Below are 305 nucleotides of genomic sequence, written 5' to 3' on the forward strand. Positions count from 1 at the left end.
CGTGTGGGAAACTTTTGGGCAGCAGATATTGCCAGGATTTTTCCTGATGGAACTTATGATTCTGAATCTTATCGTGAATATTTTGATGTAGAAGAAAAATATTCAAAGAATCAGCTAGCACAGGTTATGGTTCATATCGGCGGTTGGCAAGAGGTTAAAAGATTAAACGCGTCTGTGAATGACATCAAAGTTTGGAAATTTAATAAAACAACCACTCTTGAAGCACCTTATATCGTACGAAAAGGTGATGTAGTGGAAATTGATACGGCAGATGCAAGTATCAAGATTAATGGCAAGGATGCAAT

The 305-nt window shown here is 37.4% G+C and carries 1 pseudogene; it reads left to right on the forward strand.

Annotation, left to right across the window (positions count from 1 at the left end):
* Positions 1 to 305, forward strand: a pseudogene (locus ACQGSG_RS29385) (distal tail protein Dit); the annotation flags it as partial.

Origin of the sequence: Bacillus sp. GMa5/1 (assembly GCF_050172015.1) — a bacterium.
GTDB lineage: Bacteria > Bacillota > Bacilli > Bacillales > Bacillaceae_G > Bacillus_A > Bacillus_A cereus.